Annotated in this window: 26 protein-coding genes and 1 other RNA gene; 14 read left to right on the top strand and 13 right to left on the bottom strand. The window is 46.1% G+C overall.

What is annotated here, in order from left to right; translation table 11 throughout:
* Positions 1-9: 9 nt before the first annotated feature.
* On the bottom strand, positions 10-2463 hold the full coding sequence (gene fadE, locus EST55_RS09615) for an acyl-CoA dehydrogenase FadE (protein WP_129497306.1): 2454 nt from the start codon (positions 2461-2463) through the stop codon (positions 10-12).
* Positions 2464-2606: 143 nt separating this feature from the next.
* Between fadE and EST55_RS09610 the strand changes: the two genes are divergently transcribed.
* Positions 2607-3362, top strand: a complete 756-nt coding sequence (locus tag EST55_RS09610; RefSeq protein WP_129497305.1) for a DUF3108 domain-containing protein — start codon at positions 2607-2609, stop codon at positions 3360-3362.
* 87 nt (positions 3363-3449) lie between these two features.
* On the opposite strand, the gene purN is transcribed toward EST55_RS09610, so the two are convergent.
* Positions 3450-4088, bottom strand: coding sequence for a phosphoribosylglycinamide formyltransferase (gene purN, locus EST55_RS09605; RefSeq protein ID WP_129497304.1), 639 nt, complete (start codon positions 4086-4088; stop codon positions 3450-3452).
* Positions 4088-5143, bottom strand: a complete 1056-nt coding sequence (gene purM, locus EST55_RS09600) for a phosphoribosylformylglycinamidine cyclo-ligase (RefSeq protein WP_129497303.1) — start codon at positions 5141-5143, stop codon at positions 4088-4090. Before purM ends, purN begins: the two co-directional genes overlap by 1 nt.
* Positions 5144-5262: 119 nt before the next feature.
* Between purM and EST55_RS09595 the strand changes: the two genes are divergently transcribed.
* The 4 genes from EST55_RS09595 to ssrA all read left to right on the top strand — a co-directional run bounded on the left by EST55_RS09595 (position 5263) and on the right by ssrA (position 8752).
* The gene (locus tag EST55_RS09595) at positions 5263-6411 is read left to right on the top strand and encodes a peptidase C39 family protein (protein WP_129497302.1); all 1149 of its coding nucleotides are present in this window, start codon (positions 5263-5265) and stop codon (positions 6409-6411) included.
* 76 nt (positions 6412-6487) lie between these two features.
* Positions 6488-7606 carry an NADH:flavin oxidoreductase gene (locus EST55_RS09590; protein WP_100691841.1) on the top strand — a complete coding sequence of 373 codons (1119 nt, stop codon included), beginning with the start codon at positions 6488-6490 and terminating at the stop codon, positions 7604-7606.
* A 24-nt stretch (positions 7607-7630) separates the two neighbouring features.
* A complete protein-coding gene (gene elbB, locus EST55_RS09585) occupies positions 7631-8284 on the top strand; it encodes an isoprenoid biosynthesis glyoxalase ElbB (RefSeq protein WP_088767896.1) in 654 nt (217 codons plus the stop codon).
* A 108-nt stretch (positions 8285-8392) separates the two neighbouring features.
* Positions 8393-8752, top strand: a transfer-messenger RNA (tmRNA) gene (gene ssrA, locus EST55_RS09580).
* A 69-nt stretch (positions 8753-8821) separates the two neighbouring features.
* Here the strand turns inward: ssrA and EST55_RS09575 are convergent.
* Complete coding sequence (locus tag EST55_RS09575; RefSeq protein ID WP_100691842.1) at positions 8822-9028, bottom strand: hypothetical protein; 207 nt, start codon at positions 9026-9028, stop codon at positions 8822-8824.
* A 231-nt stretch (positions 9029-9259) separates the two neighbouring features.
* On the opposite strand from EST55_RS09575, the gene EST55_RS09570 reads away from it, so the two are divergent.
* Both EST55_RS09570 and EST55_RS09565 read left to right on the top strand, forming a co-directional pair.
* Positions 9260-9991: a PepSY domain-containing protein gene (locus EST55_RS09570; protein WP_100691843.1), complete on the top strand. Its 732-nt coding sequence runs from the start codon at positions 9260-9262 to the stop codon at positions 9989-9991.
* Positions 9991-11631, top strand: a complete 1641-nt coding sequence (locus EST55_RS09565) for an FAD-binding oxidoreductase (RefSeq protein WP_240665293.1) — start codon at positions 9991-9993, stop codon at positions 11629-11631. The genes EST55_RS09570 and EST55_RS09565 overlap by 1 nt, the downstream gene beginning before the upstream one ends.
* A gap of 22 nt (positions 11632-11653) precedes the next feature.
* Here the strand turns inward: EST55_RS09565 and EST55_RS09560 are convergent, their stop codons facing one another.
* Genes EST55_RS09560 through EST55_RS09545 form a run of 4 tightly spaced genes read right to left on the bottom strand, consistent with a single transcriptional unit; the run spans position 11654 to position 17241 of the window.
* Positions 11654-11956 carry a DUF3240 family protein gene (locus EST55_RS09560; protein ID WP_100691845.1) on the bottom strand — a complete coding sequence of 101 codons (303 nt, stop codon included), beginning with the start codon at positions 11954-11956 and terminating at the stop codon, positions 11654-11656.
* Entirely contained in the window at positions 11949-15014 is a 3066-nt protein-coding gene (locus tag EST55_RS09555) for a CusA/CzcA family heavy metal efflux RND transporter (RefSeq protein WP_129497300.1), read from the bottom strand. Before EST55_RS09555 ends, EST55_RS09560 begins: the two co-directional genes overlap by 8 nt.
* The gene (locus EST55_RS09550; protein ID WP_129497299.1) at positions 15014-16048 is read right to left on the bottom strand and encodes a membrane fusion-like protein; all 1035 of its coding nucleotides are present in this window, start codon (positions 16046-16048) and stop codon (positions 15014-15016) included. The genes EST55_RS09555 and EST55_RS09550 overlap by 1 nt, the downstream gene beginning before the upstream one ends.
* Positions 16045-17241 carry a TolC family protein gene (locus tag EST55_RS09545; protein ID WP_129497298.1) on the bottom strand — a complete coding sequence of 399 codons (1197 nt, stop codon included), beginning with the start codon at positions 17239-17241 and terminating at the stop codon, positions 16045-16047. The genes EST55_RS09550 and EST55_RS09545 overlap by 4 nt, the downstream gene beginning before the upstream one ends.
* Before the next feature lie 98 nt (positions 17242-17339).
* Between EST55_RS09545 and EST55_RS09540 the strand changes: the two genes are divergently transcribed.
* Positions 17340-17861, top strand: a complete 522-nt coding sequence (locus EST55_RS09540) for a helix-turn-helix transcriptional regulator (protein WP_100691849.1) — start codon at positions 17340-17342, stop codon at positions 17859-17861.
* A 22-nt stretch (positions 17862-17883) separates the two neighbouring features.
* On the opposite strand, the gene EST55_RS09535 is transcribed toward EST55_RS09540, so the two are convergent.
* Both EST55_RS09535 and EST55_RS09530 read right to left on the bottom strand, forming a co-directional pair.
* Positions 17884-19440, bottom strand: coding sequence for a phosphoethanolamine--lipid A transferase (locus tag EST55_RS09535; RefSeq protein ID WP_240665292.1), 1557 nt, complete (start codon positions 19438-19440; stop codon positions 17884-17886).
* Between the two features lie 7 nt (positions 19441-19447).
* A complete protein-coding gene (locus EST55_RS09530) occupies positions 19448-20086 on the bottom strand; it encodes a phosphatase PAP2 family protein (protein WP_240665291.1) in 639 nt (212 codons plus the stop codon).
* A gap of 213 nt (positions 20087-20299) precedes the next feature.
* Between EST55_RS09530 and EST55_RS09525 the strand changes: the two genes are divergently transcribed.
* Positions 20300-20818 carry a DUF1543 domain-containing protein gene (locus tag EST55_RS09525; protein WP_100691852.1) on the top strand — a complete coding sequence of 173 codons (519 nt, stop codon included), beginning with the start codon at positions 20300-20302 and terminating at the stop codon, positions 20816-20818.
* A 24-nt stretch (positions 20819-20842) separates the two neighbouring features.
* On the opposite strand, the gene EST55_RS09520 is transcribed toward EST55_RS09525, so the two are convergent.
* Positions 20843-21055, bottom strand: a complete 213-nt coding sequence (locus EST55_RS09520; RefSeq protein WP_129497296.1) for a hypothetical protein — start codon at positions 21053-21055, stop codon at positions 20843-20845.
* A 93-nt stretch (positions 21056-21148) separates the two neighbouring features.
* Here EST55_RS09520 and EST55_RS09515 point away from each other — a divergent pair, with 93 nt between their 5' ends.
* Entirely contained in the window at positions 21149-22159 is a 1011-nt protein-coding gene (locus EST55_RS09515) for a prolyl oligopeptidase family serine peptidase (RefSeq protein WP_129497295.1), read from the top strand.
* A 39-nt stretch (positions 22160-22198) separates the two neighbouring features.
* Here the strand turns inward: EST55_RS09515 and EST55_RS09510 are convergent, their stop codons facing one another.
* Positions 22199-22999: an NAD-dependent protein deacetylase gene (locus EST55_RS09510; RefSeq protein ID WP_100692325.1), complete on the bottom strand. Its 801-nt coding sequence runs from the start codon at positions 22997-22999 to the stop codon at positions 22199-22201.
* Positions 23000-23076: 77 nt separating this feature from the next.
* On the opposite strand from EST55_RS09510, the gene EST55_RS09505 reads away from it, so the two are divergent.
* From EST55_RS09505 to EST55_RS09490, 4 genes are all read left to right on the top strand, one after another.
* A complete protein-coding gene (locus EST55_RS09505) occupies positions 23077-23289 on the top strand; it encodes a DUF1653 domain-containing protein (protein ID WP_100691855.1) in 213 nt (70 codons plus the stop codon).
* Positions 23290-23298: 9 nt separating this feature from the next.
* Positions 23299-24498 carry a putative manganese transporter gene (locus tag EST55_RS09500; protein WP_240665290.1) on the top strand — a complete coding sequence of 400 codons (1200 nt, stop codon included), beginning with the start codon at positions 23299-23301 and terminating at the stop codon, positions 24496-24498.
* Between the two features lie 96 nt (positions 24499-24594).
* A complete protein-coding gene (locus tag EST55_RS09495; RefSeq protein ID WP_346437900.1) occupies positions 24595-25119 on the top strand; it encodes a manganese efflux pump MntP family protein in 525 nt (174 codons plus the stop codon).
* A 26-nt stretch (positions 25120-25145) separates the two neighbouring features.
* Positions 25146-25520, top strand: a complete 375-nt coding sequence (locus EST55_RS09490) for a YchJ family metal-binding protein (protein WP_126751539.1) — start codon at positions 25146-25148, stop codon at positions 25518-25520.
* Between the two features lie 8 nt (positions 25521-25528).
* On the opposite strand, the gene EST55_RS09485 is transcribed toward EST55_RS09490, so the two are convergent.
* Complete coding sequence (locus EST55_RS09485) at positions 25529-25996, bottom strand: DUF4199 domain-containing protein (protein ID WP_129497293.1); 468 nt, start codon at positions 25994-25996, stop codon at positions 25529-25531.
* Positions 25997-26073: the final 77 nt, after the last annotated feature.

Below are 26073 nucleotides of genomic sequence, written 5' to 3'. Positions count from 1 at the left end.
CTTAACGTTTTAAGCTGCGTCACTTTCTTTTAGGTTTTTCAGCGCGTAATCAAACGCCGCTTTACCTGCCAGTAAGTCTTCCGGTGCGAAGTCATCAACATTGATAGTGCGTAAACGACCTTCTTCCGTTTTTTCCAGAAGAGCAACTTCGTCATCGCTTAGTACGCCCAGTTCTTTACCTTTGGCACCAATTTGGTCCAACTGAGTAAAGCTGAAGCGTTTACCGGCAGCCTTGCAGACTTTGTCGTACAGTGGCTCAGCAGCAATAACGTTCTTCAGTGTTTCCTCTAAGAAACCAAAGTGACCTTCAGGGCTCAGGAACTGACCTTTACCCAGACGAGTACGAACATCATTTGGAGACATCAGCATACGCGCAATTTTGTGATCGTTCTTGTCGCTTGGACGCTTCGCAATGCGGCCCAACGGGAACATAATGGCGCGCATGACAGAGCCAACACCACCAAAGTTATCCAACATAGACAGTTGAGCTTCCTGAAGCTTGTGCAAGGTATCCTGCATAGCCCAATGCATCAGTGGCAAGTCTTCTTTAATTTGCCCTTCATCATGGAAACGTTTCAAAATTGCAGAGCCAATGTATAGGTAGCTCAACATATCGCCTAAGCGGGCCGATACACGCTCTTTACGCTTCAGGCTGCCGCCAAGCACGCCCATAGCTACGTCAGACAATAACGCCATATTGGCACTGAAGCGGTTCATTTGTTGGTAATACTTACGTGCAGGACCACTGACTGGTACTGAACTTAAGCGGTGACCACCAAAGCCGTAAAACACTGAACGCATAAAGTTGCTTGCAGCAAAACCGATATGACTAAACAAAGCGTTATCGAACTTCTTAAGCGCTTCAGGGCCTTGTTCTGCTGACGCTTCCATTTCTTTTAATACGTAAGGATGGCAGCGAATGGCACCCTGACCGTAAATCATCATGTTACGAGTCAGAATGTTCGCGCCTTCAACGGTAATTGCAACAGGTACGCCCTGGTAACCACGACCTAAGTAGTTGTTTGGACCTAAACAGATGCCTTTACCGCCATGAATATCCATCGCGTCGTCCATGCAGGCGCGCAATTTCTCGGTCATGTGGTATTTAGCGATAGCACCGATAACGGAAGGCTTCTCGCCTAAGTCGATGCCTTTAGTGGACAGAGTCGTCACCGCATCCATTAAGTACGCATTACCTGCGATGCGAGCCATTGGCTCTTCAACACCTTCCATTTTACCAATCGGTAGCTTGAATTGACGACGAATGCGTGAGTACGCACCGGTCGCCAGAGCAATAGATTTAATACCACCGGCACTGTTTGATGGCAGAGTAATAGAGCGGCCTACGGATAAACACTCAACCAGCATACGCCAGCCTTTACCGGCATTTTTCTGGCCGCCAATAATGTAGTCTAACGGTACGAATACATCATTACCGCGAATCGGACCATTCTGGAACGGAACGTTCAGCGGGAAGTGGCGACGGCCAATTTCAACGCCTTTGGTGTCACGAGGAATCAGTGCACAGGTAATGCCCAGTTCTTTTTCTTCGCCGATTAAGCCGTCAGGATCGTACATTTTGAAAGCCAGACCTAATACGGTCGCAACTGGCGCCAATGTGATATAGCGCTTATTGAAGTTCAGCTTAATACCAACGATTTCTTCGCCGTTCCACTCGCCTTTACAGACAACACCTGAGTCAGGAATCGCTCCGGCGTCAGAACCTGCTTCCGGGCTGGTTAAAGCGAAACACGGGATTTCGTCACCACTTGCCAGGCGTGGCAGATAGTGATCTTGCTGCTCTTTTGTACCATAGTGCTGAAGCAACTCGCCCGGGCCTAATGAGTTAGGTACACCGACAGTCGATGCTAATACCGTACTAACACCCGCAAGCTTTTGCAGCACGCGAGATTGAGCGTACGCGGAAAACTCCAGACCACCGTATTCTTTTTTGATGATCATCGCGAAGAACTTATTGTCCTTCAGATACTGCCATACGTGCTCAGGCATATCGGTTAGCTCATGCGTGACTTCCCAGTCATCCAGCATTTTGCAGACTTCTTCGCATGGGCCATCTAAAAAGGCTTGCTCTTCTGCGGTCAATTCTGCTTTTGGCACATCTAATAGCTTTTTCCAGTCAGGGTCGCCGCTGAATAAGTCGCCGTCCCACCAAACCGTACCGGCTTCTAACGCATCGCGTTCGGTGTCAGACATTTCTGGCATGACTTTGCGGTACGCTTTAAGAATTGGCTTAGTTAGCAAGTTCAGGCGAACGGGTGCTAAATTAAGAGGAATTAAGATAACGGCAAGAATTGTCCACAGCACAGGGCCGACAATTTCCAGTACGTTACCAATAGCAAACATAGCGACCATGCCCACGCTGAATAACAGTAGGCTGGCGCGCTTGTAAATGAGAGCTGCCGCAACAATAACGGTAGCGATAATCCAAAGTGCAATACTCATAGTGTAATACTCCGATTTGGAGGTCTGACCAGTTATACTGTGCAAGTTAGATCAACCAGACATTATTTTCAAGAAAAATTTGAACGCGCGTTTGAATTTTCTGTCAATGTAAGTATCCAGTTGTCACGGCGAATGGAGTGGTGATGTTAAAACGGACAATGTATTTTTTAATGGCTTCTACTGTACTGAGTTTCTCTCAGCTTGCGCCAGTTCACGCAGACGATACTGCAAAAGCAACTCAGGGCATTAACGATACCATGAAACCTTATGAAGCAAACTACGTTATTACGCGTGGCGATAGTGAATATGGTGAGGGCTATCGATACTTAGAAGTGTCGCCTGACAACGAGTGGCAGTTGCGCACAAAATCTGACATTTCCTGGTTCATTTTGTCGGACACAAGAGAAGCTCGGTCTGTCTTTATTGTGGATGATGAAAATAACCGACTGGAGCCCCGCGAGTTTATTTACATGCGTACGGGAACCGGATCAGACAAGTCTTTTCATGGTGAATTCCGAGCAGATGATAAGACGGTTCGCAATGTCGATACTGGTCGCATGCTCGACATTAACTGGAAAGACGCTTTATTTGATGAAGCCAATGTAACAGAGCAGCTGCGCATAGACCTGGCTCGAGGAGCTAAAACGTTTGAGTATCGACTGGTTGATGAAAAAGGCCGGGAAGATGAGTATCGTTTTAGAGTGATGGCCGACAGTGAACTACTAAAACTGCCGTATGGCGAGGTTGAAGCGATAAAAGTAGGGCGAATTCGTGACAACAATCGCCGCCAGACGTTTTTTTGGTTTGCCCCCGAATTAAACTACGTGATGGTTAAAATGCAGCAATTCAAAGAAGGTGACGAACAAGCCACCATGTCTTTGAGAAGCCTAGAGATGTAACCAATTCACCTTGATGTAGCCTGACGTTATTTACGTCAGGTCAGCCATCTCACCTGATGCAATAGGATCAGGCTACGCGGTGTCTAATTACTCCGAGGCGTAGCCCTGGGCCCCTAATACTTCACCGTCTAAGGTCACTCGGCCGTTTTCGAGCTTTAAACGCTCCTGGCAGAACCAGTTGACTACAAGCGGATAAATGCGGTGCTCTTGTTCGTGAACACGGGCTTGAACTTCGTCAACGGTGTCACCCTCGAAAATAGGCACTTTTGCCTGTAATACGACCGGACCACCGTCGAGTTCTTCCGTTACGAAGTGGACACTGACACCGTGCTCAGTATCGCCGGCATCTAACGCCCGTTGATGCGTGTTTATACCTTTGTATTTAGGCAGAAGAGACGGATGTATGTTGAACATACGACCTTCGTAATGACGCGTAAAATCACCGGTCAGAATGCGCATAAAGCCGGCGAGTACCACTAAGTCAGGCTGATAGCTATCAATTAATGCTTTAAGTTCAGCGTCGTAAGCTTCTCGCGTATCAAACTCTTTGTGGCTCAGCACTTCGGTGCTAATACCTTTTTCGGACGCTTTTTCCAGACCTTTGGCTGACGTTTTATTCGAAATAACGGCAACCACTTCACCGGCTACTTTACCCTCTTCACAGGCTTGTTGAATTGCCTGCATATTACTGCCGGTGCCTGATATCAGTACAACAATGCGTTTCATTAGTGCGTCTCGTCGGCCAGAATATCGACTTGTTCTTCACCTTCCAACGCATTGGCTATGCGGCCGATTTTCCACGCATCTTCGCCAGCGTCGGTCAGTATCTGAATGGCTTTATTGGCTTGGTCATTAGGCACGGCAATAACCATACCCACACCGCAGTTAAAAGTGCGGTACATTTCTTTCATACTGACGTTGCCGTTGTCTTTCAACCAGTCAAAAATAACTGGCCAGTCCCAGCTGTTACCGTCAATAACGGCTTTACTGCCCTTTGGAAGGACTCGTGGAATGTTTTCCCAGAAGCCGCCACCGGTAATGTGTGACAAGGCATGCACAGGAACATGCTTAATCAGTTCAAGCACCGATTTAACATAAATGCGAGTAGGCTCTAATAAATGATCCGCTAGCGTTTTGCCTTGTAGGTGAGACTCTAAGTCGGCACCACTTACTTCAATAATCTTACGAATCAGGGAGTAGCCGTTTGAGTGCGGGCCGCTTGACGCTAGTGCAATTAAGGCATCGCCGTCAGCAACTTTGGTGCCGTCGATAATGTCTGACTTTTCGACAACCCCAGTACAAAAGCCCGCTAAGTCGTAGTCGCCATGTTCGTACATGCCCGGCATTTCTGCCGTTTCTCCGCCGATAAGTGCGCAGCCTGACTGTTCACAGCCGTCACCAATGCCTGCGACGACGTCAGCAGCAACGTCAACATCCAGCTTTCCTGTTGCGTAATAGTCTAGGAAAAACAGCGGCTCTGCGCCTTGCACAATAAGGTCGTTAACACACATCGCGACTAAGTCGATTCCGACACCGCGATGGCGTTTAAGGCCAATAGCTAAACGTAATTTTGTACCAACACCGTCCGTACCTGAGACTAAAACGGGTTGCTTGTATCCTGCTGGAATTTCACAAAGTGCGCCAAACCCACCAATGTTACCCATTACTTCTGGTCGATGCGTGCGTTTCGTCACGCCCTTGATACGGTCAACCAATGCATTACCAGCGTCAATATCGACGCCCGCGTCTTTGTAACTTAAAGAAGGTTTGTTATCGCTCACAGAATTATCCCGACAGGCAAAAAATTTGCGCGCAAGTTTAACACGATTTGTGGTACAAAAGGTAGTCTGAAGCCTGAGGTTATTAGCTCAGGAACTTTATTACGAGGTGCGCTCTAAGTATGGCTTCTCAAAGCTATAAAATAACCTGTGCTCAATCGCTTCATCTGGATGCCGTGGCAACGCTAGAAGCGAAAACCTACCCTGAAGATGCTATCAGCAAGCGTAGCTTCCGCCGCTTTATTGAGTCCGAAACGGCCGACTTTTTTGTACTTGAAGTGAACGGCAACGTCGAAGGTTATGTTGTGGTGTTGTATCGCAACAACACCAACTTGGCTCGTTTGTATGCGCTGGTGGTCAGTGAGCGTTGTCGTCATAAAGGCTACGGGCGTTTATTGCTTCATAAAGGCGAAGAGTTAGCTGACGAACGGCATTCTTTATTTTTACGTACCGAAGTGGCGGTGTCTAATAAGGTCGCTCAAAAACTACTTATTGGTGATGGGTTTCACTCTATAGAGTTGCGTGAAGCCTACTTTCCGGTGACTCAGGCACAGTCGAGTGACGCGCTTGTGCTGCAAAAACTCCTACCACGCTATGAACTCGGCGAAGATGCCGGTGTGGGTGCTACCGAAACCTACGTTCCTATGTTAACCCAGTCAACAGAGTTCACCTGTGGACCGGCAAGCTTACTAATGGCGCTTGATTACTTTGGCTACCCAAGTCATGACCCGCAATCAGAAGAGCTGGAGATTTGGCGCGAAGCAACCACTATTTATATGACCTCTGGACACGGCGGTTGCGGGCCTTATGGATTAGCTCGCGCAGCGTTAAAAAGAGGCTTGAATGTTCGTGTTGAGGTGAATACTGATCAGCCATTGTTTGTCGATTCGGTAAGGCATGAGCAGAAGAAAGCTGTTATTGAGCGAATACAGCAAGTCGATATCGGTTATTTGCGTGAAAGAAATGTAGCCGTGTCCGTAGGCGATTACACACTAGAGTCGTTGTGTCGTGACTTGGCGGCCGGGGCGTTGGTCATGGCGCTTATTTCAACCTATTTGTTTGACGGCATTCGAGCACCCCATTGGGTTCTGATATGCGCCGCAGACGACGATTTTGTTTATATTAATGACCCCGATTACGATACCTTACCCTGGCAGTCACCGACAGAAAGACAATACCTACCGATACCGGTCAAAACGTTCAGTAAAGCCTTTGGATATGGCGGCAAGAAGCAAAAAGCGGCGGTGATTCTGTCGGTTAAAAATAGGTAAAGTGATCAAATCACCTTGAAATCTCCGTAAATATGCACAAAGTCATAGTTTAGTTCCTAACAAAAAAGGATTCCGTATGAGCTCTGCATTTGATGATTTCGAGTTAAAAGGCCACAAGTTTGATAATCGATTTGTGGTTGCGCCAATGACCCGCACCAGTGCTGATAAAAAAGGTAAGCCAACCGAGCTTATGGGTGAATACTACGAGCGATTCGCTAAAGGTGGCTGGAGTATGATTATCAGTGAAGGTGTTTATACCGACCGTCAGGCAAGCCAGGGTTATATTAATCAGCCGGGTATTACTGATGCACCGCAAACCGATGCCTGGAAAGAAATTGTTGAAAAAGTACATGAGCACGACTGCAAATTTATTTTACAGCTGATGCACGCAGGCGCCCAGTTCCAACACAATGAATATACGGACACGCCGATCGCGCCAAGTGCCGTACAGCCTAAAGGTGAGCCATTGAGTTTATATGGTGAAACTGACGGCTGGCCAGAAGTGAAAGCAATGGACGAAAGCGACTTCGATGCGGTCATGCAAGGCTTCGTTGGCGCCGTGAAGCGCGCAGAAGAGGCAGGGTTTGACGGTATTGAGCTGCATGCCGCCAATGGTTACTTGCTGAATGAATTTTTAAGTGACTACTTCAACCAACGTGAAGACCAATGGGGTGGCAATATTGGTAAGCGTATTAAGTTTGTTGAAATGGTTGCAAAAGCGGCGAAAGCAGCGGCAAAAGATGATTTCATTGTTGGTATTCGCCTGGGCCAAATTACGGTGACCGACCCGGATTACCAGTGGCCGGAAGGCGAAGACGCGATGATAAAGCTGGTGAAAGCCTTGAAAGAGGCTGGAATAGACTATATTCATACAACGGACACCGACGTAAATCGTAAGCCATTTAAAGGTGGCAGTGCGAAGACGCTGGCGGAAATTGTGCAGGAATTCAGCGATATTCCGTTGATAGTTAACGGTGGAATTGACCAGACCAATTATGAACACGTAGCCGCGCATTATCCGAACGCTATGTTGGCAGTGGCTAAAGCGGCGTTGGCAAACCCTGACCTCCCGAAGCGTTTGAAGTCAGGTGACAAAATTGAAGATTTAGACTTCGCCATGTTGCAGCCGACAGCAACGCTTGAAAATGAGTGGAAATGGCGAACTGAGCACGATAAACATATAAACGATAAATAAACTTACGTTTAAGTAGAGGTTTTTATGAAAAAAGTAGCGGTACTATTGTCAGGTTGCGGTGTGTTTGACGGCGCTGAAGTGAATGAAGCGGTATTAACTCTGTTGCACCTTACCAAGCAAGGTGCTGCTTATCAGTGTTTCGCTCCCGACGTCGAGCAAATGCACACTATTAATCATTTGAAAGGCGAAGAAAGTGGCGACAAACGTAATGTACTGGAAGAAGCCGCACGCATTGCTCGAGGAGAGGTGAAACCGTTAAGTGAACTGGATGCGTCGGAATTTGATGCCTTGATGTTACCGGGGGGCTTTGGTGTTGCGAAGAACTTTTGTGATTTTGCAGTGAACGGAGCTGAAATGACCGTTAACGAGCAAGTTCTTAAGGTTGGTAAAGCCTTTGTTGATGCAGAGAAGCCTGCAGGTTATATGTGCATTGCCCCTGTTTTGTTACCGCATATTTATGGTAGCGGTGTGAAAGTGACTGTGGGTAATGACCAAGAAGTCGCTGGCGCAATTAATACAATGGGTGGCGAACACGTTGACTGTGGCGTGCGCGATATCGTGGTGGACGACAAGCACAAACTGGTGACAACACCGGCATATATGTTGGCGGATAACTTAGCGGATGCGGAAGAGGGCATTCGCAAATTGGTAGAAAAAGTGCTTTATATGGCCGCTTAAGGTATGAAAGCCTAATAATTCACCGTTTAAGCGCGGAACTTATAGCGCTTAAACGGTGTCTGAGTTATAGTATCGACATTACGTCATTAAGAACTGACAGAAAACTTTGGGGCTGATCAGGATTCGACGGGATACACGAAACCCAAGGTGCATGCCGAGGTGAGGCTGGCCTCGTAAAAAGCCTCAACGTTATAGTTGCAAACGACGACAACTACGCTCTAGCGGCTTAATAACCCGCTAAGCCCGTCCCCCAGCGCTTTGTCTACGAGACTGGATCAGGACGGCTCGACCTAAGGTAGACTCGCGTGGATGCTTTGTCCGGAGCTGAAGCGTTAAACTCAATCGGACTCACCTATGAACGAAGCCTGTTAGTCGGCGTCGCATAGGTTAAACAAAAGACTGACTAAGCATGTAGGACCGAGGATGTAGGTATTGCGGACGCGGGTTCAACTCCCGCCAGCTCCACCAATTCCATAAAAGCCGCTCATCTGAGCGGCTTTTTCTTTTCTTCACACAGCCAACGCTTAGGAGCTGATTTTATTGGTCAATCGAATTGATTTTCCATGGGCCAAACGCAATAAAGTACAGCAAAACAATATTGGCAAAGGGAATTAAAATTAATAGTCCAAGAGGGCCGGGGTAGCCAATGCGTTGGCATATTCTCCAGGCTGGAATGACAAAAATAATCCCCATAATGAGCATCCACAGAAAGCCCATATTAGTAAATATATTGTGATCCATCATAAAGCCGCCTCGTTTGACAGGGTTAATAATGACGTTAGACTAAGTTCGCTCATGTTGCAAAGAAGTAAACGGTTTGTGCCGAACGGAATTTTGTTGTTAGTTTTCTCTCTCACGATAATGACCACTTAGGAAAACTGATTCTTAGAAACAACTGCCTGCTCTTTCAGGTAACGCAAGTAACGTGCGCTATTTGAGAGGACTTTTAGCTATTTCATATTACTGAGGCCGGATATGGCGCAAAAGAAACGTTCAAGTCGTTGGAGAGTTTGGCACCGGTGGCTGTCATTAGTTTTTGGTGTACAGATGGTCATTTGGGCAGTCAGCGGTGCTTACATGGTGTTCTTTGACTTGGATTATATCCATGGTGATCATCTGGTTCAGGATATCAGTCAACCTTTGCCTGAACATACCGATATTGCAAGCCTCGATGAGTTGTTCGCCACCTACCCTGAGACGCACTCGGTTTCCCTAGAAACCCGCTGGCTCGACAACACACTACAGACGGTTTACAAGTTGGAAACAAGCAAAGGTTCTTTGTTGGTAAATGCTGAATCGTTACAGCCTATTGAGCTGAATGAGCAGCACATTAAGGCGCTTGCGAATCGTTATTACGCTCAGGAGCAAACAAATATTGAGTCGGTTGTTTATATGACCGATAACCCGCCTACGGAAATTAGTGCAAAACTGCTGCCGGTGTGGCAAATCAATTATGACGACTTTGGTAATACCAGCCTTTATCTGTCAGAAACAACAGGTGACTTGTTGGTTAAGCGACACACTTTCTGGCGTGGCTTCGATATCGTCTGGATGCTGCACATTATGGACTATGAAGAGCGTGTAGATATAGAAACCTGGTGGTTAAAAAGCTTTATTATTGGCACGTTCATTCTGATGGTAACGGGTATTGTTTTACTGGTTTATACCATTAGCTTTAAACGAAAGCCGGCCGGAGGTTCCCAATAATGCGATTTATGCAGTGGCTGCATCGTTGGGTCAGTCTTATTCTGGTCGTTCAGGTAGTGTTGTGGTTAATCAGCGGTTTCTTCTTTGCGCTAACTGGGCATCAAGGCATGTCTGGACATCAATATATGGTTCCCAAAAAAACGCTTACTGAACTGAGAAAAGTGGCGCCAAAATTCGGCTTTGAAGAAATAAAGCAACGGTTTCCGAATGCGCATGCGGTTGAGTTGGTCAGTGTCGCAGGAGTTGGTCAATACCAGGTGACATTACCGGATGATGTTATTTACATTGATGCAAATACCGGAAGCCACTGGAATACCGATGAAACACTTGCAACGCAACTAGCTCTTCGCAGTTATAGTGGACCAGGGAGGGTTGAATTCGTTGAGCGGGTGACCGGCAGCGAGGAAGTCATTGGGTGGAATGCCCCGGGTTTTCGTGTCGACATGGCGGATGACCTCAACACGCGAATTTACGTTGATATAGCGTCTGCTCAGGTTGTTGAGCATCGAAATACGCCATGGACTATTGCTGACTGGGCATTTCGTTTGCATTTTATGGACTACAGTGGTGGTCGTAGCTTCAATCACTTATTGATTTGGAGTGCAGGTTTGTTGGCGCTTTGGTTTTCGTTGTCAGGGCTGATATTGCTCGGGCGTAACCTTATTAATGGCGACTTCAATCCCAGGCGCAAGAAGACGTGGCTTGAGCAATTTCAACAGCAAGGGCACCCGGTTGCCAGCAGTTGTGGCGGCGGTGGTACATGTGGGCTTTGTAAAGTAACGTTGAAAGGCGATAATCTTCCTAAGCCAACCGACTCTGAGAATGCGTTACTGAACCGTGACGAACTGAATGCCGGCGTGAGACTGTCCTGCCAACATAAAGTTTCTACGGCATACAATGTTGAGTTGGTTGACAAAGCGGTTAGTGACACTCGCTTAACATTAGTCAGTAAACGGCAACTGACACCATCGATTGTTGAGCTGACGTTTACCAGTTCCGGGAATCTTACTTACCAAGCTGGACAGTTTATGCAGTTTCGTATTCCACACATAGATGAGGTGTTGATAAGACACTATTCAATGGCGACGTGCCCAGACTTAAACAAGCTTGTCTTTAACGTACGGCAAATGCCATCTCCTCAAGAGGGCGTTCCCCCCGGAGTTGGTTCTAATTATTTATGCCATTTAGAAGTGGGAGCCAATGTTGATGCGACTGGGCCCTTCGGTGACTTCCAGTTGACTGAACAGAATAATAATACTCAAGTGTTTATTGGCGGTGGTGCCGGCATTGCTCCCTTACGTTCGCTTATTCAGGCGGAGCAGGCGAAACAGCAGCCGCGGCACTGTGTCTTTTTCTACGGAGCCCGAAATGAGGATGAATTGTGCTACCGGGATGAGTTTGAGGCTTATGATGGTGCTGCTTATACACCAGTGCTTTCGGAGACAACTAAAGCCGATGGGTGGTCAGGTAACACAGGCTTTGTACACGAAGCTGCTTTGGCTTGGCTTGCCAATGAGGACCTTAATGCAGTAGATGTTTATGTCTGCGGCCCACCGCCAATGCTTAAGGCTACGCTCAAAGCGCTTACCGATATCGGCATTAATCGCAGTCGTATCCGTTTCGATGATTTTGGCATTTAACTTGTTAATGGGGGAGTGCGCGTTAAAGCCAATGACCAACATCGTCTAACGGTTGTAGCGTATAACGTATGGGTTCTTTAAAGTGAAGCTGTGAAATAGCCTCTTTAATATGAGAAATATCATCGTTGGAACAAATGACTTCTGCCATCACCATACGTCGCGCGCCACGAACCTGCTCGTCGATATCAAAGCGTTCGTGGTTGCGGCTAAAGCCGTCAATATCGTAGAAACTAAAACCGCTTATAACATCGAGTTGGATTAGGCAGTCGACTAAGTCTGCTTTTTGTTCGCGGCTTAAATAGAGTTTTAATAACTTATTAGGCATCGCCTGACTTCCTGTTTACTAGTAAGTACAAAATGGGTAGTAATAATAACGTGGCCAGAGTTGCTGTAATCAGCCCACCAATGACCACCACCGCCAGAGGCTTTTGTACTTCCGAACCGGGGCCGCTGGACATTAACAGTGGGATTAAACCAAAAATAGCGGTGATAGCCGTGATTAATACCGGGCGAAGGCGGTCTTTTGCCCCTTCAATTACTAAGCTAGTGAAGTCACTATAGTGGACGCGGGTCTGCTCAAAATGGCTAATCATCACTATGCCGTTAAGAATGGCGACACCCATCAATGCGATAAAGCCAACAGAAGCCGGTACCGACATGTATTCGCCACTAAGCCACAGCGAAATCGCACCGCCACTTAAGGCAAATGGAATGTTGGTTAGCACAATCGTAGTTAAACCCATTGAACCCATCGAGCTAAACAATAAAATCACGATCAATAACAAGGCTACAGGAATCACCATCAGTAAATTGGCACTGGCGCGAGCCTGGTTTTCGAACTCACCGCCGTATTCAATAAAGTAGCCCGGTTCAAGATTCACGTTAGTGCTGACTCGCTGTTGCAGCTCGTTTACAAAACCGACAACATCGCGATTTTCAACATTGCTGGTAATTAATGCATAGCGATTAGAGTTTTCGCGTTCGATAATGGCGGGTCCCTGCTCGAAAGTGATGTCAGCAAGTTGCTGAAGAGCAACAGTTTCGCCGTTGTCCATTACAATAGGCAGCGACTCGATGTTGTTGACAGAGTGGTAGTTACCCTCTGACTTTTGCGAGCCCATAACAATGGGGGTGCGAATACGTCCGTCTACGGCTTCACTGATAGGATAACCGCTCAGTTGTGACAGAATAAACTCACTAAAGTTTTGTTTTGAGATACCGTAGTAGCGCAGTTGTTGCATCTTCGGCACTATGCTTAAAAAGCGAGCGCCAGTTATTACACTCGCCTGTACGTCAACCGCACCTTGCACTTGTTCAGCTTGCTCAATGACTTTATCGGTAATATTAGCCAGAGTATTCATGTCATCGCCAAACACTTTAATTGAAACATCACCGCTACTACCGGTAAGCATTTCCGAAATACGCATTTGAATAGGCTGCGTGAAGTTAACATTCATGCCCGGATAGGCTGATACGATCTCACGAATGGCATCAATAAGCTCTTGCTTGCTATCAAAACGCCAACTGTCTTTGGGATTAAGTTCCATGAAGACGTCCGTTTCGTTAAGTCCCATGGGATCTAAACCGAGTTCATCAGACCCTGTACGGGCAACAATTTGTTTGATCTCGGGGATCTTAGCGAGTAGTTCATGCTCGACTTGAGTATCCAGAGCGACGGATTCTTGCAGCGAGATAGTCGGTGACTTTTCAAGTTGCACAATAATATCGCCCTCGTCCATGGTGGGCATAAAAGTCTTACCCACCATAAGAAAACTGACAATGCTTAAGCCGAATACAGCGGCAAAACCCATCATTGTGGCACGACGGTGCTTAATAACATGAGATAGAATATGCCGATAGCGGTTCTGCATCCGCTCAAGAGACTTATTGCGGCGGTTTTTAGGTCGCATTAATAACGAGCCCAGCGCCGGAATGAGTGTTAGTGAAGTTGCTAACGCTGCGGTTATAGCGATAACAATAGTCAACGCTACTGGTGAAAATAGCTTGCCCTCCAGCCCAGTCAGGGTGAGTAAGGGTAAAAACACCAAAATAATAATCACGGTACCGCTAACCACCGATGGTGCAACGGCCAGGCTGGCACGGTAAATCTTGTGTAACAGGGGCAACCTTTTTTTGGAATTTAATTCGGTTTCAATTTTTTCAGTGATAACGACTGATGAATCGACAATCATACCGATGGCAATAACCAGCCCGCCTAAACTCATTAAGTTTGCCGATAAACCCAGTAATCGAAGGCTAATAAAGGTAATAAGAGCTGCTACGGGAATCGATAATGAAACCAAAATTGAAGCACGCACATTGCGTAAAAAGAAAACCAGTACCGCAATAACTAATACGATAGATTGCATCAGCGCATCAGAAATTCCGGCAATAGCTGTGTCGATAAGACCTTTACGGTTATAGAACACGTTAATGTCCGTGTTTTCTGGCAAACTCGGTTGTATTTGTGTCAACTTTTGTTCTACAGCTTCTACCACGGCTGCGGCATTAGCGCCTTTTAAGCCGACGACCAGACCTTCGACGGCTTCCTCTCCATCTTTGGTAATAGCGCCAAAACGTGGGAGGTAACTGAGCGAAACTTCACCGAGTTGATCAAGACGATAAACTTGCTGCTGTTGATTCGCTACGTTAATAGCGGCGAGATCATCAAGCGCAACAATACGACCGGTTACCCGTGCACTGAACGTTTCGGTGCCTTGCGTGATGCGACCGAGATTACCGACTTGGTTGGCATCAGCCAAGGCGTCTTTTATTGCTTGTAGTGAAACTCCGGCATCGCTTAACTTCGACGCCGATGGTGTAAACTGGAAGGTTCTGACTTTCCCTCCCAAATTTGTCACGTCAGCTACGCCTTCAACTGTGCGTAACGCTGGTCGAATAACCCAATCCAACAGGTGACGCTTTTGCGCTAGATTCATCTCGGGGTTTTCTACCGTAAACATAAACATTTCGCTTAGCGGAGTGCTCATGGGGGCCATACCGCCTTGAATACCGGTCGGCAAGTCTTTACTGACTGCGGCTATCTTTTCTGCCACCTGCTGGCGAGCCCAGTAAATATCTGTGCCTTCTTCAAAGTCGAGAGTTATTGAGGTAATTCCGTATTTGGTCGTCGATCGCAAAATGGTCTGATTTGGTATGCCCAACAGTTCGGTTTCTAATGGATGCGTCACCTGATTTTCGACTCGTTCGGCAGCCATACCTGGCGCGCGTAAAATGACGTTCACCTGAGTTGGGGATATCTCAGGGAAAGCGTCTACGGGTAACTGCCGAGTTGACTGGATACCAGAAGCGATTATCAGCAAAAACGTAATAAAAACGAACAGACGGTTTTTTAGCGAAAAGCTCAACAAACGGCTAATCATTACTGCGCCTCCCGCTCTTCAGCGATAACCTTTAGCGCAGCGACAGAATGCGTTGCGATGTTATCCAATGGGATTGTGGATTGCACAAAGTAATATGAGCCGTGCAAACTGAGTAGCTCGACAGGTACGGCGTTAATTACCGTGTTTTCGATGTTAAAAACAACAGCTTGATCCTTTAGAGTAGCAATGGCGCTGGCAGGCACACGGTAGGCGTTGTCAATTGCCGCTAGGGGGGCGACTGTAAAACGTTGATCAATAGCCCAGTCAACTTGGCGCGGCGACTCACTCCAGACGCGAACAAAGCCATTACGGACAGTTTGTTCACGCTGCCTTACCGCTAGTTGCAGGTTGTTAATTTGTAAGTGAGTAATACGTTTTGCCTGCGCGATAGGAATCTCAGCAACCACAGCGAGCCGCTCTTTTGTTAGCAATGAGCCTAACTGCTGGCTATTATCGCTGGTACGCCAAACGCCTGGCTCTGTTGCGAGAAGTTTTGCTGATTGCTCACCAGTTTGTGCCACCCATTTTAGAATCACGTTAATATCGTGCAAGGTATCACTCAGGTTAATGTATTGCGTTAAAAACTGCTGCCACTCATCAGTAGCGATTGCGTTATTTTCGTATAAGCGCTTTTTGCTTTGATATTGTTTGGAGGCAACATTGTATTGCTCTTGCAGTATGTCAACACGATGGAAGAAGTGCTCGACCGAAGAGCCGCTTAATTGTGCGATCAGAGTGCCCGACTCCAGTGCTTGACCATCAACCACTGTATAGTCGACGGCAGCATTGTCGAAGGGGTTGGGTAACGTTAAGACGCTACCTGGTGTTGTTTGATAACGAGCGGTAACGGGTGCGAAAGCAACCATTTCTGCTTTTTCGGCGGTTTGCGGGCGCAGCTCATAGTTGCTGATTTGATCGGCAGCAATGGATTGTGCGGCCAAAGCATTGGTTGCTGTCGCAGCTCCTAATAAAGCGAGACCTAATATATTAACAATAAGAATATTGGCGCGACGAGAAGGGTTACGGCGTTTCATAAAGTGATCCCCTTTGCTTGGTTTAATAGTGCCTCGGCTTTTTTAACTTCGATTTGACTGAGTTGTGCAGCTTGTTGGTAAGACAACTGTTCAAGTAATCGGTGAATGTACAAGCGGGTATCAATTTGACCTTGTTGGTACAGGTTGTTGAGCTGCTCAATGGCTCGATGACTTAGGTTTGCATTTTGACGATTACTTTGATGCTGTTGCTTTAGTTGAGCTAACTGACTTTCTGCGTCGACGGTGTCGAGCTCAATTCGTATTTGTGTCTGTCTCAGTGATTGGTTCAATTCGTTTTGTTGCTGTTGCAAGGCAACAAGCTCGCTGGCGTTTAGGGACTGAGAAAAGCTGAGCGGCAGGCTAAAACCCAGTCCCCATTGGTTTTCGCTTTGGGAGGGCGAATCAATGTATTTATACCCTGCGTTAATGCCCCAGCTTTTTTGGGCGGCGATGCTTTGGTGGGTTGCATTTAACGTCAATTGCCATTGCAGCTGTAGACGTTGCAGCTCAGGGTGTGTTGGTATGGCCGGTTGTGTCAGTTCAGGCTCATCAAGTGAGGCTGGTACTGCACTAAAGCCGGTGAACTGTTGCCACAGGCGTTGGAGCTGTTGTAGAGCAATCTGCTTTTCTGCAACTTTGCTCTGCGCAGCCTGCTGCTGTTGCATAACAATGATGCCTGCATACGCCGGACGCTCTCCTGCCTCAACTAGAAACTGGGTTTGGCGTTGTAGCTGATTTAGTTGGTCAGCGACCTGTTCGGCATAAGCAAGTTCAGCTTGTCGTTGTTTGGTTTGCCAGAACAGTTCACGTATAACACCACTCGCTGTCAGATTAAGCTGAAGATTCTGGAGTTGATGGTATTGTTGAATCAACTGCTGAGAATGACTATCAAGCTGTCGTTGCTCTGAATTTAAAAACTCCAATTCTAAAACAAGCTCGGTCTCGTTAGCGCCAAAGCTGTCAGCGTTAGTCTGCCAATGCATTAGACTCAACCGTGGCGTTGCGGAGAGCCATCGGCGCTGGCTAAAATCAGTTGTTATAACAAGCCCATCCGTTTTGAGTCGCTCAACCGTCGACTGCAGTAAAGTTTGTTGTGATGGATTATTGGCTTTGGTTGGGGGGCTAAGCAGCAACACAGCAACAGCCAATAGACTAAAAAACAACTTACCGGGAATGACGCGGAACAAAGACATTAAAGCCTCCATCGGTTAATATCATCGCTGACATTAGGGTTTTTAAGGCATTAATGCATCGGGCGGATGTCCTAAGCGCAGTATTTTATGGGGAATTTATGACAATTGACCGACTATTAATGGTAATTTTTTTACTCATTGCGTTTGCTAATATTTCTGATGTGATAGCGGATTACCATATGCAAGTGGCAACCTGGCACTTGGCGATTGAGGGAATCACCGTGGTAATTTCAATTGCTGCGTTTATTGTGTTGTGGAAAAGAGTATTAGGGCGTAATCGAGAGCTTCAACAGGTAAAAGATGCGTTAACAAGACATCAGCAACGCGAAAGAGATAGCGCCGAAAACCAGGAGTCGATAGTGAAGGTAGACGGGGACGAAGACGGCTCTCCAGCCTCATATACTGCTGTAAAATCCTGGTTCAAACAATGGAAGTTATCGCCTAGTGAGCAAGAGGTCGCCGTTTTATTAATCAAGGGATTAAGCTTTAACGAAATAGCTGAAGTCAGAAATACCAAAGAAAAGACGGTTCGCCAGCAGGCGTCATCAGTTTATGCAAAATCAGGGTTGAGTGGCCGCAATAATCTATCAGCCTGGTTGATCGAAACCTTATTAGACTGAGTGTGTAAATGGATAAACCATATTAAGGCGCTGCCGATGCGTTTATATTTTTCTCAGCTTTTTTGTTTAAATCCAAGCTTTCATTATAAAGTGAGGTTTCTACATTAAAGTATCCCAACAGCGTATGCGAGAAATTATCGTGGCTGACCGCTATGTTATCGCTACTTCCTGCGACACCAATTGTGTGCGACGGCCAAATTATCCAAGGTATATGTCGCTGCTCCTTGGGCGCTAGCCAGTTCGGTAAACCATGCAAATAAATTCCGCTATCGCCGAGCGATTCGCCGTGATCAGAAACGTACATCATCGTACTATCCAGTTCATCATGCTGCCTTAGCAACGCTATGACCTCACTAATGAGCTGGTCGGTTACCAATAAACTATTGTCATAAGCATTAGTAATTTCAGCTCGAGTACAGTCTGTTAACTCTGGGCTTTCGCATTCAGGAAAAAAGCGCTTGAGTTGCTGGGGCGAGCGCTTGTAATAGGCCGGGCCGTGGCTCCCCATTTGATGAAGGACGATAATTGAGTCTTGACTGATGTTTGACAACCAAGATTTGAGTTCGTTAATCATGTCTGTGTCGTAACAGCTTATTTCTCCGCACCGGCTTTTATTCATTACAAGGGTATTGATGCGATTGCAGACGTCTTTGCATCCGGAGTTATTTTCTATCCAGGTTACATCAATACCTGCTGTTTGCAGGACATCTAATACATTGCTCGAATTTCTCGCGATATTCGAATAGTTATCAGACGTTAAAAAACTGAACATACAGGGAACTGAAACGGCCGTTGCAGTTCCACATGATGTGGCGTCTTTGTAGCTTTGAAGTTGCCCTGAATTGAGCAAACGAATGAGAGTGGGTGTTGTGGTTCGGTCATAACCATTGACTGAAAAATGATCGGAACGCGCCGTTTCTCCCAATATAACAACCATGACATTTGGCTTGTTTGAGGTTTTAGTTTGTACTGCGTCATGCCCCAGAGAAATAAATTCTGCTGGCTTTTCTAGCTTTCTTGATACCGCTGAAACTGTTGCAGAAACCACATTGAAGGGGACGATACGATATTTGATATCCCGGTGATTACGAAATAAAGAAGCAAAGTCGTCATAACTGGTGTATGCAATGCCCACCACTAAAGAGAGTAAACAGACTGCTGAGATGAGACTTTGTTTGATTTTTACTAACGCGTTACAGCTAGGCATTTTGACGTAAAGCAATAATAATGAAGGGGCAACCCCAAGCATGAGTAGAGTGATGAAAAATCTGCTGGAGAGTTGTTCGCTTGCTTCTGCCGGATCAGTTTCAAAGGCGTTTATGACCATGTCGGGATCAATGACAATGCCGTATTGCAACATATAGAATGAAGCAGTAGCCGCTAACATCATTAAAACTATGGCTAGCAGCTTGAAGATGTTGAACAGCTGGCTTAAGGCTAATACTAAGGCATAAAAGCAGAGTATAAATGCCATTAATTTATACTGTACGAAGGGAGTGATACCATAAGCTTCTAACGTATTTAGCAATGGCGTTGAGTAAGCAAAGGTAAGCCAGGCCGAAACAATCGTTAGTATCACTATAAAATTAAGACTGAATCGTTTTATGTTGTTCACCTGCACGAAAAATTAATAAGGCTACGGTCCAGCAAATGAAAGCTGTCGCAATGTCGTCAACAAAAAAGTGGGCGCCGCGCAGCTGCTGAACAAATCCCAGGGTAGTCCCCGCAATAAGAGAAAGGGCGACCGTAGTTTTGGCAAGGGTAGGCCGATGCCGACGACAGAAAAAATAAAGTGCAATCCAGGCAAAGCCGATGCTTGAATGCCCGGAGGGGAAGCACCGCCCCGAGCTAACATGGCTGTCATTAAGAGACCACAAACTAAAATAAGGTTTCGTTCCGCCGTATTGTCGTAAATCCCAGGGACAGTCCATTCCCAGCGTGGCTTTTAGATAATTAACCAAGCCAAATGAAAGTAAAACGGATAACAACAGAAGAACATAAGACCGTTTTTGAGAACCTCTTTTTCCAGGTATGAATTGCAGTAAGGTTATAATCAACAGTGATGCAACAGCGATGAGATTTAACGTGCGGACACCGTCATGAAGCACTGCTTCAGTAATAAAATGGTGTTTCAGCGACCACTGAAAGCCTTCAAGTTGATAGAGCTTATTAGCAATAAAAAACTTGAGACTGAGTAAATCGCCAGCCGCTAATGCAACGAGCACTACTAAGAACGTCAGTAACCAGCGCTGCCAGAGTGTGGTCATTTTAGGAAATCCAACATATTGATTTTTCTGGTTTCATGGGGGGCCCGAACCAATAAAAAGCGTATCTTAAGCAACGAATATTAAGCGCAGCTTAAAATTTTCTTTATAATCAACATGACTATTACAAATAAATGAAATCGCTAAATTACGGAAACGGATAAGACATCCCGCATGAAAAAACTCTATTTAACCTATGTTGGCGGCACTGCTCCCGGCGCGAATATTGAGCTACATGATGTTCGTTTTGTTGTGGGGGAAACTATTGAGCATACCTACCCAGAAATTCGAGCAGGCTGGTTCGGTACGCAAAAAGGCTTGCATCTGGATAGCTATGTTCAGTTGCACCATGTCGATGGTTATCGTATTGAACTTGCAAAAGAGCCACAATTGGATTGCGCTAAAAAGCTTTATTTCGTGAATTTTGGTGGCTACTTTGACGGTAAGTTGGCGGAGTTTCATGATTTTACGGTTGTTGTGGCCGAATCTGTTCAAGCGGCTAAACAGCAAGCTAAAGTTCAGGTGCTTAACAGAGGATTAGCTGGTGCGGAGCAATTGCATAAAGATGATTTGATAGCCGTCGATGACTGTCTGTGTTTGGATCTTATCGATAGTCACTACATTCACTTGTACCACGACGGCAAAAAACAGCCTTTGGTTCCTGACTGGAAAGGTTATCAGCCGCTTCCGTGATGAGTGCATTAAATGACATGGGTATTACTGTCCGAGCTTTTTATGACGATGGTTTTTCCATACATGATAAACCATTGAAATAGTGAAAGCCGTGGCAAAGTGCAAAATGCCAGCGTGTCCCCAGGTAAACTCCCCAGTTTGAAAGTAAGTAATGATCATGGCCGCAACTGAGTAACCACCAACCAAAACCAATGTAAAGTATAGTGTAGAGAGTACCGGGGTATTGTCTGAAAGCATAAGGTCTATCGCTTAGGTTGTTTTTTAATCTTCATAAGGTAAGTTATTAAAACTACTAGTCAAATTTTTCGATGCAACCATAAGGAAGTGACAATGATAAGAACAATAAAACTAATAGCGATAACGACTCTAGCAGGTGCTTTCGCCTTTACTCAACCAGCGCAGGCTCAAGAAAGTGTCTCGTTGATAAAGTCCGACTCCTGTTTTACAGGCCCTTTTTCAAATTATGAAAGTTGGATGAAATTAATTTCCGGCGGAAGTAGCAAAAAAGCAGAAGATTTTGAAGAGCGTCTCAAGAGAAATAAATCATTCTACAAAAAAGAAGACTTTGAACGCTATCAGAAGACTATTGATTGTAAGGGCATAGTGTACAAAGTAGACGATGCTATCGTTAATGGATTTTATGTTGCCCCGGCTGACAAGTCCGATTTACCCGTTGTTATTTATAATCGTGGTGGGAACGGAGCCTATGGGATGTGGATGTTCGGCCGAGTTTACATGCGGCTATTTGACTTAGCAAAAGAGCATAATGTCGCTATTTTTGCGACTAACTATCGTGGTATTTTTCCTAAGTTGCCCGGTAAAGATGAGTTTGGTGGAGAAGACGTGAAAGATGTGCTTGCGCTACCACAGTTGTTTGATGAGTTCCCGGCTGTAAACCCTGAGAAGGTTGGGCTTTATGGCGCAAGCCGAGGCGGCATGCAGTCAATGCTGGCTCTAAAACAAGGGCTAAAAGCAGACTCGGTTGTTCTTTATGCCGGGGATTATGATCTGCAGCAAGGGCTAAAGCGCCGGCCTGAGATGGAACAAGTATATAAGGCCAGAATTCCTAATTATGAAGAAAACAAAGAGACAGAACTCAAAAAGCGTTCTGCTGTTTATTGGGTGGATGAAATTGATAAGAGTATCCCAATACTGCTTATTCATGGCGATGCTGATAAGAAAGTTCACGTAGAGCAAAGTATTGCTCTAGATAAGGCTTTGGAAAAAGAAGGCTTTAAACATAAGTTGTCTATTTATGAGGGGTTGGGGCATCAGTCGGCACCTAAACGAAAAGAGATAACGGCTGAAATGATGTTGTGGTTCAAGCAGCACTGGAATTAATACGCTATAAAGCAGAGGTCAACTAAGAGGTTGGCCTCTTTACACCAATACACGCTCAATATCGTCATCTATTTTAAACGTAGCTAGGTCGTCAGCGCGGGTTTTACCGCGCGTTAAAATGGCAATGGGTTGATTATTTTCGGCGGCCTGGCGGGCAAAGCGGTAACCCGAAAACACCATTAACGATGAGCCTATAACGAATAACCCTCCGCTGTCAGCGAGCGCTTGCTTTGCTTCTGCAACTCGAGTTTTAGGTACGGTGTCGCCAAAATACACGACGTCCGGTTTTAAAATACCGCCGCACTTTAAGCAGTCGGCTATTTGGAAGGTTGAAAAGTCGGTTTCAATGTCAGCATCGCCGTCGGGTAGGGCGGAGGCAGCCATTTCTGCGAACTCTGGATTCAGTGCCAGACAGCGTTCGTGCATTTCCAAACGAGACGATTGCGCACCACAGCTCATGCAAATCATGTCATTCGCGTAGCCGTGTAAATTTATCACGTCAGTGGCTCCGGCTCTTTGGTGTAAGCCATCTACATTTTGAGTAATGATGGTGCCAATTAAGCCTTCCTTCTGCATCTTTGCTAATGCCAAATGTGAGGCATTAGGCTGTGCGTTATAAAGTACCGGCCAACCATGTAACGCACGTGCCCAGTAACGCTTGCGCAGTAGTTCGTTGGACATGAAGTCGCGATGCTGCATAGGCGGGGCACTTTTCCAGTTGCCGTTACTGTCGCGGTAGTCCGGAATACCCGAAGCGGTACTTAAGCCTGCACCTGTTAGTACGGTTACGGGCTTATTCTGAGAGAGAAACTGAAGAAGTGTTTGTTTCTGTGATGTCATTAGGTCAAATTGTAGCTTGTCGTTAGAGCGAAAGCCTATATGATCATAAAAAACAAAGAAACCCAATTGGCAACGATATGATAATAACTCCCGGTATTTACGAGCACTACAAAGGCAACCGATACCGAGTGATTGATACAGTAACGCACAGTGAAACCGAGGAAACGCTGGTACTGTATCAGCCGCTGTATGGTGAACAAAAACTATGGGTAAGACCGTATGATATGTTTACCGAATCGGTCAACCTTGAAGGGCAGAGAGTGTGCCGATTCCGCCTCATAAAGGAGTAGTCCGGTAGTATGGATTCAAAGCTGAAATTTAACGAGCTTATGACGGAATGCAAGGAAGGGCAGGTTAAGCCGAACCTACGTATTATCCTCCCTATTTTGCTCGCTATTTTATTGCTGTTACCGGAGACTCGAGAAATCACTCTACAAGTGCTGTCCGATGCATTTTTGCAGGTGTCGGTGTTTGTTTTTGCGTCGTTGGCGCTTTACTACAGCTTAACTCGTAATCTCGATAAAGAGCGATTAGCCACCTATATGCAGCGGCACCCCTTACAGGAAGTTGCTATTGCGGCGTTATTGGGTGCGTTGCCAGGTTGCGGTGGCGCCATTATTGTTGTGACTCAGTTTACCCGTGGCATGACAAGCTTTGGGGCCGTTGTGGCGGTGTTAACCAGCACCATGGGGGACGCCGCATTCTTATTGTTAGCACAAAAGCCTGCAGATGCTGTACTTATTATCGCTATCAGTGTGGTCGTGGGCGCCATTAGTGGCTTCGTGGTTAACCTGTTTCATCGGGGCAAGAACGATTGGTTACTGAGTAAAAGTGCTGCGCAAAGTAGAGAGAGTCTGTGTGGACCAGAGCCAAGTACAACACGCAAAACCGTGCTGCGCTGGTCTGTGCGTTTTTGGAAAGTCATTTTTATACCCGCGCTAATTGGAGCAATAGCGGTTGCACTCCAACTAGAGCTCAACGAACCACTACATTTACCGGCTAATACCGTTGAAACCACTGCTGCGACAGTGACTTTTCTTATCTTAGTATTATGGGCATTCACGTCCGATCTCACCGGTTATTCGGCAATAACCAGCGAAGAGCCCACGACACATCATGAAGGTTGGCTAAATAAATCGGTTCTGGATACTCAATTTGTAACCGGCTGGGTGGTGCTCGCATTTTTAGCGTTTGAATTGCCGGTGCAGTTGCTGGGAGTTGACCTCGCCGGGCTATTCGAGTCTTGGGGACCGATAGTTATACTGATGGCTGTACTTATTGGTTTTTTACCGGGGTGTGGTCCCCAAATACTCGTGACAAGCCTCTATATAAATGGATCTATTCAATTTTCGGCTCAACTCGGTAATGCTATTAGTAACGACGGTGATGCGCTCTTTCCCGCCATAGCGCTAGCTCCAAAAGCGGCAATATTAGCAACGGTTTATTCGGCCATCCCAGCCTTTATTGTGGCTTATGGTTATTACTTTTTATTTGAGTAAGGGGTGGGCGTTTCTGTGTTACTATGCGCGCCAATCTGAAGACGTTTAACCTTTTATATTATGACTGTTATTGCATTAATCCTCCTTGCTTTTGCTATGTCAACGGATGCGTTTGCGGCAGCAATTGGTAAGGGAGCGGCATTACGAAAACCAACGCTCAAACAAGCCGCTAAAATAGGTGTTCTGTTTGGTGTAATTGAAGGCTCTACCCCGCTTATAGGCTGGCTTATTGGTTATTCCGCAAAGTCTTATGTACAGGCGTGGGATCATTGGTTAGCTTTTGGCCTATTAACGATATTAGGCCTGCACATGATTTATGAGGGAGTAAAAACAGAAGAAGATGACGCTGACTTTACTCCGAATAATGGCTCTTTTCTTAAGCTAGTCGTGACCGCAATAGGAACGAGTATTGATGCGCTAACCGTAGGAATAACCCTGGCATTTATTGAAGTGAACATCTGGCTTGCGGCTGGGTTAATTGGGCTAGCGACCGCAATAATGGTAACTATTGGTGTGCTCTTGGGCCGTATCGTTGGAGGCTGGCTAGGGCAACGAACAGAAATTTGTGGCGGTGTGGTTCTAATTACTATTGGTATATGGGTTTTGTATAGTCATTTATAGTGATCAGCAAATACTAGGTGTAGGTTATGAGTAGCGAGCTGTGTCCGTGCGGCAGTGGAGATGAGTATTCAGGGTGTTGCGAACCGTTACATATTGAGACGATGCGGGCCGACACCCCAGAGCAACTGATGCGATCACGTTACAGTGCCTTTGTAAAACAGCTTACCAATTACCTACTGAAAACCTGGCATCCCAGTACATGTCCTATGTCGCTTGACTTATCGGACTCGCCTGACTGGCTAAAATTACAGGTCATGTCCTCTGAGCAAACAGGCGATAAAGGCAAAGTGCACTTCCGGGCGTTTTATAAAGAGGGCGCTGACGTGGGTTTTATGGAAGAGCATTCCGACTTTGTGCGCGAGCAGGGTCGTTGGTTTTACCTAAGTGGTAAGGTGAAATAACGACGCCCTTAAGAGCGTCGTTTTAGAAAGAAAGCGACAACAGCGGCGGTGATAGCACCCATCACCAAGGCGCCTATTGCTGATTGCATCATGTACGATGTCAGATTGAAATATTTTTCAGCCTGATCTTCGTTCATCATGCCAGATGCAATGGCGTGGCTTTTCATATTTGGAAAGAACTGCGGCGAAATAACGTAGTGAACCAATAATTGCACAGCGGGCGATAGCACGGCTACCACAACCGCAATTTTTAAACCGCTAATAAAACCTTGTAACCATGTCATTTCCTGATTGGGTAATGACGCTCTTTTATCGCGTAACGCAATGATATAAATGACAATGGCCACCACGGCAAACACGTTGGTAAATATAGCGTGATACTCGATATTATGAGTGTGTAAGCCCACTAGCCTCTCAATGATCAGCCACAAAATAATCGCTGCGACAAAAATTAAGCCCCATTTTATCTCTTTCATAATTTTGACCCTGGTTTTGATTGTTGTTTCGTTTGTTTTGATAATAGCATTTGTTCAAAATAGTTGTTAGATTTACG

The organism is Idiomarina sp. 29L, from assembly GCF_004123135.1.
GTDB lineage: Bacteria > Pseudomonadota > Gammaproteobacteria > Enterobacterales > Alteromonadaceae > Idiomarina.
The sequence above is the reverse complement of the archived record's forward strand: the minus strand, read 5'-3'. Positions and strand labels throughout refer to the sequence as shown.

Bases quoted from the DNA above. Each gene is read 5' to 3' on its own strand.
- EST55_RS09610 (WP_129497305.1), top strand. From the start codon at position 2,607: ATGTTAAAACGGACAATGTATTTTTTAATGGCTTCTACTGTACTGAGT.
- EST55_RS09505 (WP_100691855.1), top strand. From the start codon at position 23,077: ATGATAATAACTCCCGGTATTTACGAGCACTACAAAGGCAACCGATAC.
- EST55_RS09555 (WP_129497300.1), bottom strand. From the start codon at position 15,014: ATGATTAGCCGTTTGTTGAGCTTTTCGCTAAAAAACCGTCTGTTCGTT.
- EST55_RS09515 (WP_129497295.1), top strand. From the start codon at position 21,149: ATGATAAGAACAATAAAACTAATAGCGATAACGACTCTAGCAGGTGCT.
- EST55_RS09570 (WP_100691843.1), top strand. From the start codon at position 9,260: ATGGCGCAAAAGAAACGTTCAAGTCGTTGGAGAGTTTGGCACCGGTGG.
- fadE (WP_129497306.1), bottom strand. From the start codon at position 2,463: ATGAGTATTGCACTTTGGATTATCGCTACCGTTATTGTTGCGGCAGCT.
- EST55_RS09525 (WP_100691852.1), top strand. From the start codon at position 20,300: ATGAAAAAACTCTATTTAACCTATGTTGGCGGCACTGCTCCCGGCGCG.
- EST55_RS09500 (WP_240665290.1), top strand. From the start codon at position 23,299: ATGGATTCAAAGCTGAAATTTAACGAGCTTATGACGGAATGCAAGGAA.
- EST55_RS09510 (WP_100692325.1), bottom strand. From the start codon at position 22,999: ATGACATCACAGAAACAAACACTTCTTCAGTTTCTCTCTCAGAATAAG.
- EST55_RS09550 (WP_129497299.1), bottom strand. From the start codon at position 16,048: ATGAAACGCCGTAACCCTTCTCGTCGCGCCAATATTCTTATTGTTAAT.
- purN (WP_129497304.1), bottom strand. From the start codon at position 4,088: ATGAAACGCATTGTTGTACTGATATCAGGCACCGGCAGTAATATGCAG.
- EST55_RS09575 (WP_100691842.1), bottom strand. From the start codon at position 9,028: ATGATGGATCACAATATATTTACTAATATGGGCTTTCTGTGGATGCTC.
- EST55_RS09520 (WP_129497296.1), bottom strand. From the start codon at position 21,055: ATGCTTTCAGACAATACCCCGGTACTCTCTACACTATACTTTACATTG.
- EST55_RS09590 (WP_100691841.1), top strand. From the start codon at position 6,488: ATGAGCTCTGCATTTGATGATTTCGAGTTAAAAGGCCACAAGTTTGAT.
- EST55_RS09485 (WP_129497293.1), bottom strand. From the start codon at position 25,996: ATGAAAGAGATAAAATGGGGCTTAATTTTTGTCGCAGCGATTATTTTG.
- EST55_RS09545 (WP_129497298.1), bottom strand. From the start codon at position 17,241: ATGTCTTTGTTCCGCGTCATTCCCGGTAAGTTGTTTTTTAGTCTATTG.
- elbB (WP_088767896.1), top strand. From the start codon at position 7,631: ATGAAAAAAGTAGCGGTACTATTGTCAGGTTGCGGTGTGTTTGACGGC.
- EST55_RS09490 (WP_126751539.1), top strand. From the start codon at position 25,146: ATGAGTAGCGAGCTGTGTCCGTGCGGCAGTGGAGATGAGTATTCAGGG.
- EST55_RS09595 (WP_129497302.1), top strand. From the start codon at position 5,263: ATGGCTTCTCAAAGCTATAAAATAACCTGTGCTCAATCGCTTCATCTG.
- EST55_RS09565 (WP_240665293.1), top strand. From the start codon at position 9,991: ATGCGATTTATGCAGTGGCTGCATCGTTGGGTCAGTCTTATTCTGGTC.
- EST55_RS09495 (WP_346437900.1), top strand. From the start codon at position 24,595: ATGTCAACGGATGCGTTTGCGGCAGCAATTGGTAAGGGAGCGGCATTA.
- EST55_RS09540 (WP_100691849.1), top strand. From the start codon at position 17,340: ATGACAATTGACCGACTATTAATGGTAATTTTTTTACTCATTGCGTTT.
- EST55_RS09560 (WP_100691845.1), bottom strand. From the start codon at position 11,956: ATGCCTAATAAGTTATTAAAACTCTATTTAAGCCGCGAACAAAAAGCA.